Source organism: Turneriella parva DSM 21527 (genome assembly GCF_000266885.1).
Taxonomy (GTDB): Bacteria; Spirochaetota; Leptospiria; order Turneriellales; family Turneriellaceae; genus Turneriella; species Turneriella parva.
Map to the genome: position 1 here is coordinate 1,247,789 of NC_018020.1, position 11,879 is coordinate 1,259,667.

The window sequence follows — 11,879 nt, forward strand, 5'->3', positions numbered from 1 at the left end:
AGGCCGCAAAGCCAATACGCCGGCTAATTGTGGTCCCGGTGGGTGGGGCAGGCCTCTTTTCTATTCCAGGCCGGCCATGCGGCGAAAACCTTTTAGTCGCTGCATATGGTCGGGCTTGAATCCCCCTACTGACAAGACTTCTTTGGCAACTGTAACCGTGGCCTGGGGTATTGCGAATTTGTCGGTTTCTGCCGCCAAAAAAAGAAAACCATAATCGTGTTGTATGTCTTCGCCGATAGCATCTGCGGCTCCCATGTACCTAAGGTTATAGCAGGCCGTAACGCCACGCACATTTTTTTCGGAGATGTTCTGCATGAGCATTGCCGCTCTGAAGAAGTTTCCCGCTGTTACGTGATTTTCTGGTGTGGAGTCTTTCTTCTCATTCAGCAGGTTCCGCATGTGTGCAATTGGGCCACGCGTATCAGGGGGCACATGTGAATCCCATTTCATTATTACGTTGCATAGGGGTGAATTTCCCGAGGGTACAGGCTGAAGCAATTGGCCAAGTACCTGGTTCAGGGCATTACCAGATTTCATTCGTTTTATGAGACTGACGAGCGTGGCTTCATCTAATTCGCTCGGTACGTCAGAATTTGCCACGCAAAGAAATATTTCCTGAACTTGCTGCGCCGTTTTTTTTGCCATTTGTCGGCAATTACTTTCTTTGACTGCGGCAATTTCTGGTTTTTCGGAACCACAGGCGGCCAGAACCACAGCGTAAATCGCAAGCGAAGTTCCCAACGCTACCCAGCGGCTCATTCTCAAGCACGATATGATTGATTTGGATTGTGGCATTTTTTTACTCGCCGCCCCACTGCTGGCATTACAGATGCACGGACATTCAAATTTCATGGAGGCATCAATGATCAAAGTATTTTTTTTCCTGTTTGTCCTGGCCATGGCAGGCCAAATACATGCGAAAGATTGCCAGATCACTTTGGCAGGTGGTGGCTGCCTCAAAGGTATTTGTACTGATGTGTTTACAGTGAATGGCAAGAAATGGGCTTACGACAAAGATCCCGGCGATCGTAGCGCCAACAGGCGCATTGAGGAGAAACTCAAGGCTGCCTGCGCCGCCGGTGCTTCGGACGCAGATTTTCGCGGTCGCGGATTCAGGACACCGAGCGCCGGCGAGTATTAATCGGGAAGATAGTGCAGCCGACAGGGTAGGTCAGGGACAGAATTGCCCACCCTCTTCCTGCAGTTTCGCGCAAATCGTCTTAAGGTTCTTGCGCGTGAACTTCAGCGCGACACGACAGTGCAACATGCCTGGCGACCCCGCCTCTTCGATGCATTCACTGCCAACAACTTTCGCACCCCGGCCCAGTGACATGACTTCTTTCAGATCGGCTGTCATTTCGCGGCAGTGCCCGCCAGCACTCTTTGGTGCAATGCAGGCATCGGCAAAGCGGGCTTCCGCAATAATGCGCGCAGCCTGTTTCGCAGAAGCTTCTTTCTGAACAGGGCGTGTTTCGCCCACTTTTGACGTACCTTCGCCTACAGCGATATAGACATCGTCGCCGTCAAAGCCTTCTTGATACTCCAAAGCAATCAGCGGGAGCGTTGCGAGCAAGCAGAGTGCACCTAGCCAAAGCAAACGGTAGCTCATACGGAATTGCACGGCCTATTTGCCCTCTAGAATCTTGTTATACTCTTCTGCCAGTCGGTCGTACTGCCTTACTAGGTCAGAGCGTTCAGACCGCAACTTTCGTATGCGCTCTTCCCGGTCCTTGCGGCCGATGTAGCTGCTGCCCGTTTCACCGCCGCCCTGGTACTTGTTACGGCAGTTCTGGTTCTGCCTGTCGCAGTCAATGCCCGTAACAGTCGGGCTGCTATAGCCGGTGTTGCCCACCTGTGCGCCCAGGGCTGACATTTCATTTTCGATCGCATGGATCTTGGGTGCGAGGTAATCATCGTGGCCTTTATACGGTCGAGTTCGCGCTGTTTCTCGCTCTTTGCCGTCGAATGGTTAAATTTACTGCTTTCCGCCTTAGGCGGAACATACTCTGATTTGCCTCCGAGTGACTTTATCTTTGCACTCAGTTCGGAATTCTTGTGCTTCTCCGCCCAGTACAGGGGACTTCCATTGCCGCAATGCGTCTTGACATCTGGTTTGGCCGCAAGCATTGCCAATGCGATTTCGCTTCTGTTCTGAGCTAAGGCAAGACAAAAAACTGTAGCGCCGCGTTCGTCTTTGAGATTAGGATTCGCACCTGCATGCAATAGCTTTTTGGCAGATTCGGTATCGTTCTTATCGATCGCGACAGCCAATGGAGGCGCATAACCTGGTGTGGCATTGACCGGAAAGCCAGCGCCGATCAGATATTCAACGATCTCTGGCCGACCAGAGCGAATTGCCACAACTAATTTTGTGCCCTTGTCTGACTTTGGATCAAATTTTCCGCTAGCCACGAGCATTTTAACGATTTCGAGATCTCCCGCGTATATGGCAACAGTCAGCGCATCACTGACGGTATTGCTCACAGGAGCATCCGCTTTCAGCAGTCGCGCTACCATTTCTCGGTTCTTATGCTTAATCGCATGCTCCAGAGCCGTGAGCGACTTGCCGCCGATCATGTAAGGCGTCGGCTTTGCCCCATCTGCGAGGGCACTTTCAACACCTGACAAATCATTACCGACAACTGCCTTTTCAAATCTTTTTTGGGGCGATGCACACGCAACAAGCATGAAAACTAAGAACGAACTAACAACAGGTATCTCTTTCATCTTTATTCCTCAAATGTTTACATGGATATCATTACTCAACCATCAAAACACACCCTCATAAATCTCCGCTGACGCCAGCTCTTCGCCCGCGATTTTCACCGCAACCGTCTGATCACCGTAGCTGCGCTCGACCCAGGCACCGTCGTCTTGCTTCTGAAAGATGGTGATTGCCTTCACACGACTGTCAATCAGCACCAGCTCTTTGAGTGACGGTATTTGTTTGTAAGCTGCCGCCTTTTCGTTTTGGTCAAATGATGCGGTGGAGTCAGAAAGAATTTCGATCACGATCTCAGGATTTTTCCAGTTATTTTGTCCGTCGACATCCGGCGTACCGCAAATAATGCTGACGTCAGGGTAGAAGTATTTGGTGTCACTGACATAGACGCGCGTGTCAGAACCAAAAGGCCGGCAAGGCCTATTCTTGTCGCGAAAGAGATTCGTTAGACCGGTCAGCAGATTTACCTGGATAATGCCATGTGAGGTGCTACCCCCGGCCATCGCGATGATGTGCCCGTCATAATATTCATGGCGTTCTTGCGAGCGCATCTCGATTTCGAGATATTCCTCGGGTGAAAATACTGCCAATGCCGGTAAACCCATGACTCTCTCAATCAGTTAAATTCGCCCCGTAAAGCCCAATCTACCGCCCCTTCTTAAACCACTCCAGCACCTCGACGGGCAGCGCCATCACAACCGTGTTTGAAGAAGTCGGCCCGAGGCCGTCGAGTGTCTGCAGAGTGCGCAGCTGCATTGCGCCCTTCGAGCGCTCCATCATCTTTGCGGCGTCGGCAAGATTTTTCGCGGCTTCTTTGTCGCCTTCGCTCTTGATGATGTTGGCGCGCTTCTCGCGTTCGGCTGCGGCCTGCCGGCTCATGATGCGCTTGAGATCGTCGGGCACTTCGATATCCTGAATCTTGATCGCCTGCACGTCGAGGCCCCAGCCGTCCGTTTCATTGTCGACGAGCTTTTTGATCGCGTCGCCAATCTCTTGCCGTTCGACGAGCAGCGTATCGAGAGTTTTACCGCCAATGACGTCACGCAGCGCGGTTTGAGCATACTGCGCAATCGCGTACTGGTAGTCTTGTACCTGAATGATCGCCTGCTCGGGGTTTTCTACTTTGAAGAAGATCGCGGCGTTCACATGCACAGGCACATTGTCTTTGGTCATGATCTGTTGTTTCATGACGTCGAGCGTGCGAATGCGCATGTCAACGCGCACCATACGCTGCACAATCGGGATAATCAGCCGAAGGCCTGGCTGCTTAATGCCGGTAAATTTACCGAGGGTAAACACGAGCCCCTGTTCGTACTGGTTGATGACCTTCAGGGTCAAGATGGCGACAAGAAGCGCGGGTATGGCCAGGGCAATGAATTGTTCCATGGAATGAAACCGCCCGACCGGTGGCCGGCGTCAATTAATTAGAGTGCTGACTCGTAAATCTCTTCGAACGCGATGTCTTCGTCGGCAATTGAGATTTGAGAAGTCGCCGCGCCGTACTGCGTCTCAACCCATGCCCCATCACTATTGCGTAGGTAGATGGTGATGTGCTTCTCACGACTATCAACCAGCACCAGCTGCTTAAGCCCGGGCATCTGCCGGTAAGCGGCTGCCTTCTCGTTCTTGTCGAAAGAAGCAGTTGAATCAGACAATATTTCAATGACAACATCGGGGTTTAAGGCATTGTCCCATTTGTCTTCGATGGCTTTACCGCAGAAAACTGTCACATCTGGGTAGAAATAGCGTCCGTGCGAGACGTAAACACGCGTATCTGAGGCATAGGGAATGCATTCACGGCTCTTTGCCTTGAAGCGATTTCCAAGCGTAACAATCAAGTTGGTCTGGATGCGTCTGTGTGGTTGCTGGGCACCCGCCATGGCAATGAGGTACCCATCATAGAGTTCGTGTTTTTCAAGAGACTTCATCTCGAATTCGAGATACTCTTCTGGCGTAAATAGTGCAGGTGCTGGCAATGCCACGTTTGACTATGCCATGGGGCGAAAGCTGTACGTAAAGCCTATTGCATATTCAACACAATCCCCACACCCAGATTCAAAACATTTTCAGTTGAGGAGTGAAAATTAAACTGGTAGCCTAATCTGAGTTCGGGTGCCAGCGCTGCACGGCCCAGAGGCAGCGATGTACCGAGCCAAAGACCCGTCGTCGTCACCGACCCTGTTCTGAGAGTAAAATCCGCATGCAGCATGTAATAAGCAATACCGAAGCCAGATCCCAAACGGCTCACCGTCGCGCCGTCTGCGGGCCGCACTGCGAATGCTGCGCGCAGCTGGTAGCTCGCAAACGAATATCTGCCATAAAGGTATGCAGCCCCGAGATGAGGATTTATACCACTACTCGACCATTCGGCCGTAGCGACAGGGCCCGACACCGAGTCATAAAGCACCTTACCCGCAGACAAAGACTGCGCGCCTGCCAGGCAGACAATGAGGCACGCTAACCGCGCTCGCATGGCTGACCGTTTCTGAGAACGATGCGCCGTCGAGCGCGATTGGCGGCTGGGGTTAGGGGTTCTGAAACTTCGGCCGGCGCCCTTCGACACCGGCGCGCAGTGCTTCTTCGAAATTTTCGCCCATGAGTTCGACGAAAGCGTCGAGACTCGGGTCATTATCGAAGAACTTCAGGTTCTCGCGGCGCAGGTTGCGCTTCACTGCGCGAATACCCGCGAGCGGCTTTAGAAACAGCCGGCGCATGAACTTTTCGCCATGCGTCTGCAATTCTGCAGGCGGCACGAGTTCATTCACAACACCGTAACGCAGACAGTCTTCTGCCTTAAACATATCACCGGTCTGAATCAGCGCCGACATGTTATGTTCGCCCACCTGCGAAGCGATCATGCGTATCATCGCCTCGGGCATCGAAATGCCAAGCATCACTTCGGGAAAAGCCATGCGGCCTTTGCCCTCAGCCATGAAGCGCCAGTCAGCAGCCATGGCGAGCACCGCGCCCGCGGCAAACGCATGGCCCGGCAACAGCACCAGCTCGGGCTTTGCGAAAGCATAGATACGCCGCGTCGCCGCAAATAGCAGCCGAAACATGTCGAGCTTCTGCTCACGCGCAAGGCTCAGCATGAAGCCAGCATCGAGGCCTGTTGAAAAGACCGTCTCGTTCGCCGAGGTGAAGATCACACCCCAAACATCGGGGTCTTTTTCCATGAGGTCGTGTGCGGCAATGATCTCTTCAAGTGAGCGGTCATTGAACGCGTTCTGTTCGCCGCTTTGCAGCCTGATGTAACCGATGTGGTCTTTGACGGCCGTGGTCAGGCACGTGAACACCCCTGCTGGCCTACCAGTATCTATGACAGCACTCATTCCTGGCCCCATCGGTCATTCCCGCGAAAGCGGGAATCTACCTTTGTGACGACGAATAGATACCCGCTTTCGCGGGTATGACCGACACTGGGTACATGGGTATTTGTTGCGCTTATGCTCATTAGGCAATATTCTGGTGCCGAATATCAAAGCTTTCGGCCAGGCGAAAGGCTTCTTTGTTTCGTGCCATAAAATCGGGTACATGGTTAAGCCTGTCTTCTTGCCAGACAGAGTCGCCGACCACGTTGATGATGCCCTTCGCGTTGGGCTCGAGCGCCGCGCCGATCGCGCCCACGAGGTCTTTTTCTTCAGTGCCACGGTACGGCGCGGTGAGGTACTGTGCTAGATCCTTCTTTTCATAACCTTGCGCAAACTGTGTAAAATAGTCGCTGAAACTGAGCCCAGAGGCCTTCCAGTCGGTTTTGAGCTGCGTTGCGCCAGGAAAGTTCTCTTTCTGCACGCCGCGCTGAATCAGCAGGCAAATGCCCCGCAGCGACTTTGAAGGGAAAAGGCCCGCACGCACGATGCGAATATGGTTGGGGTTTTCAACCGCGAGTTTTTCAAGCGCATACTTTGCGAACGCCATTGAACCATAAGCAACCTCGAGCGAATGCAGCCAGTAATAGCTCGAAAAGCCAATCGTGAGACCAGGGTTCAGTTCGTCGATCAGCGACAAGACCGGGCGCACCGAAAAGTCAAAGCACGCTTCGACATCCTCAATCGGCGCAAGCTCTGCCGGGTAACCGACCATACCGAACGCGGGGCAGAACACGAGCACATCGACCGGCGCCGAGAGCGCAGGGCGTATATTGCGTATCGAGTCTGGTTTTGAAAGATCGACGCCATAGATGGTGTCTGCTGCCGGGTTTTCTGCGGGCAGCACCTTCGAGGTAGTCACGGTGATCTTCGCATTCGCGTCTTTGCCGCGAATTGCTTCAATCGCCTTTTGGCCGGCGACGCTCGAAGCGCCGACGACGAGATAGTGTTTTGGTTTCATGTGATTCTCCTTATTTGCAATAGCGATGCAGAGACTGCGTACGCAGTCTCTGCATCGCTATTGCCAGTGTATGACCAATCATTCATGTTCAGGCTGTGAAAATCCATAGCTAGCTCAATTCAGACGGGGACGAATTTCTGCAGAAAAAATTCTTCTAAGATTTCAATCGGCCGCGTGCTGCGCTGCGTCTTTGCGCGCAAGATTGCACCTTCGGTGCTGTTGAGAATAATCTCGGCGAGCGTCTCGGGGTCTTCTCCTTCCGCGAGCGAGCCATTTAACTGCGCGTCTTTGAGCGCATCGGTCAGGTATGACTGCATGCGGCGAAAAAATTTTTCGCTCTGCGCGGCGAACTTCTCGCTCGCACCCGAAAGCTCTTGCGCGAAATTGCCAACGAGCGACCCCTGCGTGTATTGCATCGTCGCGGCCATCTCTTTCATGCGCTCAAAATATTTCTTGAACTGCGCACGCGCCGAGAGTTTTTTCTCACGAAAGATCGCGACGACGTTTGACTCCCAACGCTGCGCGTACGAATCGAGCACAGCGCCGACGAACTCTTCTTTGCTCTTGAAATAGTTATAGAAAGAACCTTTGAGAATTGCGGCCTTCTCAGCGATGTCAGACATACTCGTGCCGTTGACGCCATTTTTCCAGAGCAGTTGGATGCAATCGTCGATAATCTTTTCGCGCGTGGTTTTTGCCTGCACGCTGCCTTATATGAACGATCGGTCAGATCGTCAAATAATTTTACCGATGATGATCCCGAGAACAATCGACACACCACCCATGAGCGGCACCAGAAAGAAATTCACCAGCATGCCGAATTCAACCGGCCTGCCGCCCATCAGCAAGGCCGTTCCCAGGTGTGCTACCAGCACAAAGATCGCCGAAAACATGACAGCCTTATGCTGGCGCAATTCTGGCAGTGTGTGAATGCCTTTGGAAACCATCATGAGAAATAGAACCAGGCATGCCGGCGCATGGGGCAAAATTCCGAAAATCAAGACACCCGTCGAAAACTGGCCAGCTGTTTCTGTATTCCATACATCGGGTCGCGAAAACGCACCGCCGAGTAGCATGACAGGCACGAGAATATAAACCGCGATCAGAATTGCCGTAAGCTTTAGCGTTTTCAATCCGTGAGCCCTGAGTGTCGCTATACCTTTTTGGTAAATACCGGTGGTAAAGCCAAATCTGTCAGGGCTTCATTCTACCAGCACGCTTACCGCCGAAAAATCATCAGTGACTTCGCCCGCAGATTCGACGCTGGCAAAAATGCTGCGCAGCGAGCCATCGCTGCGCTCGACGAGGCGACAGAACAGCGATTCATCCTCATTGTAGACTTTGCCGCTGGCACCCGAAAGCAGAATATCATCGCGACCGTCTGACGCCAGAATCAGCAGATCGCCCGGGGCGAGCATGAGCCTCGTGACCGCGATCTTGTCGCTCGGCATATCGTCGCGGGTCGAACCCAGCTTGGGTAGTTGCGCCACGTTGACGAGTCGCGCCTTGCCTTTCGCAAGCAATACCGGATCAGGGTGTTCCGCTGAAATAAGGTAGGCCGATCTGTCGGGCGAAATGACAGCCATCGTGAGTGAGATCATCATGCGGCCGTCGAGCGACAAGAAGACTTCGTTGAGGCGTCGATAGATACCGGCAAGAAAGGCTGCGGGTGTAGCGTTTGCCTTTGTTACCGGCCGTGCGAGCAGCACTTTCAGAATGGCACCCAGAATGAGTGCACCACCCGCACCTTGAATTGATTTGCCCATCGCATCGCCGTTGAAAAGAAAGAGGTGCGTTGCGTCACCAATCGTCACCGTTTCAGCGATATTAAAATCACCACCCAGCTGGTAGACGCGATTCTTGAACACAAACTGCTTTTTCTGCACCAAAAGGCTCTCTACCCTGACTTTGGGGCTATTGACCTGCACTGTCGCGAGAGGGTTTAGTAACAGGCTGGTCAGATAATAGTCGGCGTCTTGCTTGTCTTTGAGCGCCTGCACCTGCGTTAGGCTGGCCTGCAATTCACGTGTGCGCTCTTCGACCTTTTGTTCGAGTAGCTCATTGGCCTTGCGCAGCTCTTCTTGTGCTTTGTGGCGGGCCTCGGCTTCAAATGCACGAGAAATCAGATCGGCAAGAGAACCGGAAAAATTTTGCTCTTCGGGGGGGCCAGACGCGGGCTTCGCCGACCTGTTCGTTGCATAGCACCCCCATCATGAGGCCCGAACGGCGAAAAGGTGCGTCGAGCATTGAATTGATGTTGAGCGGCCTTAAGTAGACTTCAGAGAACTCGCATGTCGATTCATCAGTGTGAGCATCGTGCGCTGCGAGAAATCTCTCTTCGCCCAGGTATTTAAAATAGGCGGGAAAGTCTTTAGCCATCAAGGTCAGGCCCGAAGAGTGCTGGTTCTTTTCGGCCTCGTAAAGGTCGAGGCAGACGATACCGTCACGCTGCTCGTTATAAGACCAGACACTGCAACGTTTGACGTCGAGAGTCATCGACCCGGCTTCAGTTATCTCACGTAAGGCCTGTTGAATGTCACCGCTGTCGATAGCAGTGCTCTTCGCAAGCTTAAGCAACGCAGCATTTTGCCTGCGCAGCTTTTCGAGTGAAAGTTCTTGCATAAAACCTCCCCGGGTATTGTGAAATTCGAAGCGAAACACATTTGAACCCGGCACGGGCAATGGGTCAATCGAATTGCAGCTTTCGCGGCGACGAGGGGCTGGTAGACTTTTAATTAGTTAATGAAAAGCACAACTTTACTTATTATATCTTCAATCGAGCCGTTGCTGCCGTAGGGCGACGAAACAAACAGATAGTTATACTTTTTGCCAATCAGTATGAAATGGTCGAGCCGGGTCTTGCCAGCCTGAAAGCGCCAGCGCACCACCCTATGCTTGCCAATCGTGACGGTTTCGAGACGAAAATTGCGCACATGCTTGCGGCTCTCGGCCGCATGGGCAGTCTCTACCAACTTCAAGATTTCGCGCTCGTTCTTCGCGGGCAAGATATGCAGCTCGCACAAAAAGCCGCGCTCAGGGCGCGAGACCTGCTGCACCTCGGGGGGCGCGGGGTACCATTTGCAAAAATCAACGGTCTGTAAGGGTTTCGCAAGAAGTTGAGGATATAAAGTTGCACCGGGTTGGTCACGCACCGCAAACGGGCCCGCGAAATCTATCGCAACCTCTTTGCTGGTGAAACTAGCGGGCTGTGCTGCAGCTTGTGATAGACTCAATGCAAATATGGCAGCTGTTATGCTTCTTGCGCTCTTGGTGTTTCTCACTGAAAAGTGCATTACGCGGTCTTGAGAACAGATTGCATATTTCGAGCGCCTGTCTACATCTTTACACCCCTAGTAAATAATTCAACTATTGTTTGTATTTCAACCTCTGGGTTAAGATTCAATTCTGGCGCGAAAACAAATTGAGTCAGCAAAAAACCCCCGCCAAGGCTAAACGAAGCACGGACAATCGCACTCGCGTCTAGGTCTGCCCTGACTTGTCCTTTGGCCTGAAAATGGCAAATTGCCTTTACCGAAGTTTCGTACAGGTTTTCGCGCCATAACTTGCCGAAGATAACTGAAAAATCAGGTGAGAACAGCAAGGCTCCCCAAAGTAGCCGAAGTCTGAAGGGCTCTGCGGCAACTGCCTGATAGCGCGCCATCAAAATAGCGGCATACCATTCTCGAAAATCAGGTTTAAGATCAAGAAGTCGTGACCTGAGATCGGCCATGTGGCCCGGAATAATCGCCGCGAACAACAGACCAGAAAGAACGCGCTTATACAGGTGCGCTTTGCCCGGAAAATACTTAAATAATGTGCGCTCTGTGACCCCGCCCCTACGAGCGAGTTCGGCGGTGGTGGCGCCATCATAGCCAAGTTCGGCAAAGACCCTCTCTGCTGCTTTAACAATCTGGGCCTCTTTGGCCGTTTGAGGATTCTGGTAGCGCCTGAATTCCGCTAACATGCCCTGTTCTTTTAGCTTCACACACCCCTCTCAACCGCTCGAGCAGCTTTACTGTTCGACTATAATGTAATTAAGCTTATTGGCCACTTTTGATTCAATAGGTCAAGGTATAGTAAAGGCTATACAAAAAATAGCCAATGTATAGTGTTTACTATACTTTAACTTCAGAGGAAATACGATGAAAAAAGTTTCTTTAAAATTGCCCGAAAAGCTTGTAATCGAATGGAGACCGAAACCTGTTTCAAGCGGCAAGTCTGGCACGCGTACGCTTGCCGATGGGCGAATACAGTACTGGATTGAACACGATACAATAAAAGGTGTCTCTCCCGATATGCTCGCCTGGTGGTTCCAAAACCTCGAGGGAGATATCGAATTCCAGGGAAAAAACTACAGCCGGTATCGGGTATGGCATCCCGAAGATCATGTTCATGTGAGTTACGAACGAAAGCTTCCCGACGGAACAGTGGGGCCTGGCGCAGCTATACGCATTGTCGAATACCTGGGACGCAATCGCAGATACCTTGTGAATGTCGTAAGCCCGATCGAAAAGCTAGACACCTCTGGTTTCATTCACAATCCGCGTGCATTCGGCTGGCTGCCGATTGTAAGAATGGAATATGCATTCGAGAAAGTTCCCGGAGGCACTCGCTATAGAAACAGCCTCATTATTGGTTGGCGCCATTGGTCTTTTCGGTTGCTACGGCCCCTTATCAGGGCATTCATATTTAATGACGAACATGGATTTGCCTGGATCAAGCACAATATCGAAGAAGTCGGACAATTCGAAGCTTTCTTGCCCACTCTTTACGCACGCGAGACAAAGAACCGGCCTGTGCTAAAAGGAAGTAACGCCAAATATTGAAA

General features: G+C 52.1%; 17 protein-coding genes. 2 read left to right on the forward strand and 15 right to left on the reverse strand.

The annotated features are described in order from the left end of the window. Positions 1-60: 60 nt before the first annotated feature. A complete protein-coding gene (locus tag TURPA_RS05915) occupies positions 61-759 on the reverse strand; it encodes a hypothetical protein (protein WP_014802381.1) in 699 nt (232 codons plus the stop codon). A 13-nt stretch (positions 760-772) separates the two neighbouring features. Between TURPA_RS05915 and TURPA_RS05920 the strand changes: the two genes are divergently transcribed. Next, a complete protein-coding gene (locus TURPA_RS05920) occupies positions 773-1,141 on the forward strand; it encodes a hypothetical protein (RefSeq protein WP_157210413.1) in 369 nt (122 codons plus the stop codon). A gap of 30 nt (positions 1,142-1,171) precedes the next feature. Here the strand turns inward: TURPA_RS05920 and TURPA_RS05925 are convergent, their stop codons facing one another. The 14 genes from TURPA_RS05925 to TURPA_RS05990 form a co-directional block, all read right to left on the reverse strand. After that, entirely contained in the window at positions 1,172-1,573 is a 402-nt protein-coding gene (locus TURPA_RS05925) for a hypothetical protein (protein WP_041948344.1), read from the reverse strand. A 107-nt stretch (positions 1,574-1,680) separates the two neighbouring features. After that, positions 1,681-2,727: an ankyrin repeat domain-containing protein gene (locus tag TURPA_RS05930; protein ID WP_014802384.1), complete on the reverse strand. Its 1,047-nt coding sequence runs from the start codon at positions 2,725-2,727 to the stop codon at positions 1,681-1,683. 42 nt (positions 2,728-2,769) lie between these two features. Beyond that, a complete protein-coding gene (locus TURPA_RS05935) occupies positions 2,770-3,327 on the reverse strand; it encodes a Uma2 family endonuclease (protein WP_014802385.1) in 558 nt (185 codons plus the stop codon). Positions 3,328-3,367: 40 nt separating this feature from the next. Then, positions 3,368-4,108, reverse strand: coding sequence for a slipin family protein (locus TURPA_RS05940; protein WP_014802386.1), 741 nt, complete (start codon positions 4,106-4,108; stop codon positions 3,368-3,370). A 38-nt stretch (positions 4,109-4,146) separates the two neighbouring features. Continuing rightward, the gene (locus tag TURPA_RS05945; RefSeq protein ID WP_041948345.1) at positions 4,147-4,704 is read right to left on the reverse strand and encodes a Uma2 family endonuclease; all 558 of its coding nucleotides are present in this window, start codon (positions 4,702-4,704) and stop codon (positions 4,147-4,149) included. Between the two features lie 38 nt (positions 4,705-4,742). Next, complete coding sequence (locus TURPA_RS05950) at positions 4,743-5,195, reverse strand: hypothetical protein (RefSeq protein WP_014802388.1); 453 nt, start codon at positions 5,193-5,195, stop codon at positions 4,743-4,745. 52 nt (positions 5,196-5,247) lie between these two features. After that, a complete protein-coding gene (locus TURPA_RS05955) occupies positions 5,248-6,054 on the reverse strand; it encodes an enoyl-CoA hydratase/isomerase family protein (protein WP_157210414.1) in 807 nt (268 codons plus the stop codon). Positions 6,055-6,175: 121 nt separating this feature from the next. Continuing rightward, positions 6,176-7,051 carry a Rossmann-fold NAD(P)-binding domain-containing protein gene (locus TURPA_RS05960; protein ID WP_014802390.1) on the reverse strand — a complete coding sequence of 292 codons (876 nt, stop codon included), beginning with the start codon at positions 7,049-7,051 and terminating at the stop codon, positions 6,176-6,178. Between the two features lie 119 nt (positions 7,052-7,170). Beyond that, the gene (locus TURPA_RS05965) at positions 7,171-7,755 is read right to left on the reverse strand and encodes a TetR/AcrR family transcriptional regulator (RefSeq protein WP_014802392.1); all 585 of its coding nucleotides are present in this window, start codon (positions 7,753-7,755) and stop codon (positions 7,171-7,173) included. 30 nt (positions 7,756-7,785) lie between these two features. After that, complete coding sequence (locus TURPA_RS05970; protein ID WP_014802393.1) at positions 7,786-8,184, reverse strand: hypothetical protein; 399 nt, start codon at positions 8,182-8,184, stop codon at positions 7,786-7,788. A 69-nt stretch (positions 8,185-8,253) separates the two neighbouring features. Then, positions 8,254-9,072, reverse strand: a complete 819-nt coding sequence (locus TURPA_RS05975) for a PP2C family protein-serine/threonine phosphatase (protein WP_157210415.1) — start codon at positions 9,070-9,072, stop codon at positions 8,254-8,256. Positions 9,073-9,157: 85 nt separating this feature from the next. Beyond that, the gene (locus tag TURPA_RS05980; RefSeq protein WP_014802395.1) at positions 9,158-9,673 is read right to left on the reverse strand and encodes a GAF domain-containing protein; all 516 of its coding nucleotides are present in this window, start codon (positions 9,671-9,673) and stop codon (positions 9,158-9,160) included. 113 nt (positions 9,674-9,786) lie between these two features. After that, complete coding sequence (locus TURPA_RS05985; protein WP_157210416.1) at positions 9,787-10,284, reverse strand: hypothetical protein; 498 nt, start codon at positions 10,282-10,284, stop codon at positions 9,787-9,789. A gap of 101 nt (positions 10,285-10,385) precedes the next feature. After that, entirely contained in the window at positions 10,386-11,036 is a 651-nt protein-coding gene (locus TURPA_RS05990; protein WP_014802397.1) for a TetR/AcrR family transcriptional regulator, read from the reverse strand. Positions 11,037-11,193: 157 nt separating this feature from the next. Between TURPA_RS05990 and TURPA_RS05995 the strand changes: the two genes are divergently transcribed. Next, complete coding sequence (locus TURPA_RS05995) at positions 11,194-11,877, forward strand: DAPG hydrolase family protein (protein ID WP_014802398.1); 684 nt, start codon at positions 11,194-11,196, stop codon at positions 11,875-11,877. Positions 11,878-11,879: the final 2 nt, after the last annotated feature.

Bases quoted from the DNA above. Each gene is read 5' to 3' on its own strand.
- TURPA_RS05920 (WP_157210413.1), top strand. From the start codon at position 773: ATGATTGATTTGGATTGTGGCATTTTTTTACTCGCCGCCCCACTGCTG.
- TURPA_RS05935 (WP_014802385.1), bottom strand. From the start codon at position 3,327: ATGGGTTTACCGGCATTGGCAGTATTTTCACCCGAGGAATATCTCGAA.
- TURPA_RS05960 (WP_014802390.1), bottom strand. From the start codon at position 7,051: ATGAAACCAAAACACTATCTCGTCGTCGGCGCTTCGAGCGTCGCCGGC.
- TURPA_RS05940 (WP_014802386.1), bottom strand. From the start codon at position 4,108: ATGGAACAATTCATTGCCCTGGCCATACCCGCGCTTCTTGTCGCCATC.
- TURPA_RS05995 (WP_014802398.1), top strand. From the start codon at position 11,194: ATGAAAAAAGTTTCTTTAAAATTGCCCGAAAAGCTTGTAATCGAATGG.
- TURPA_RS05930 (WP_014802384.1), bottom strand. From the start codon at position 2,727: ATGAAAGAGATACCTGTTGTTAGTTCGTTCTTAGTTTTCATGCTTGTT.
- TURPA_RS05955 (WP_157210414.1), bottom strand. From the start codon at position 6,054: ATGAGTGCTGTCATAGATACTGGTAGGCCAGCAGGGGTGTTCACGTGC.
- TURPA_RS05950 (WP_014802388.1), bottom strand. From the start codon at position 5,195: ATGCGAGCGCGGTTAGCGTGCCTCATTGTCTGCCTGGCAGGCGCGCAG.
- TURPA_RS05915 (WP_014802381.1), bottom strand. From the start codon at position 759: ATGAGCCGCTGGGTAGCGTTGGGAACTTCGCTTGCGATTTACGCTGTG.
- TURPA_RS05980 (WP_014802395.1), bottom strand. From the start codon at position 9,673: ATGCAAGAACTTTCACTCGAAAAGCTGCGCAGGCAAAATGCTGCGTTG.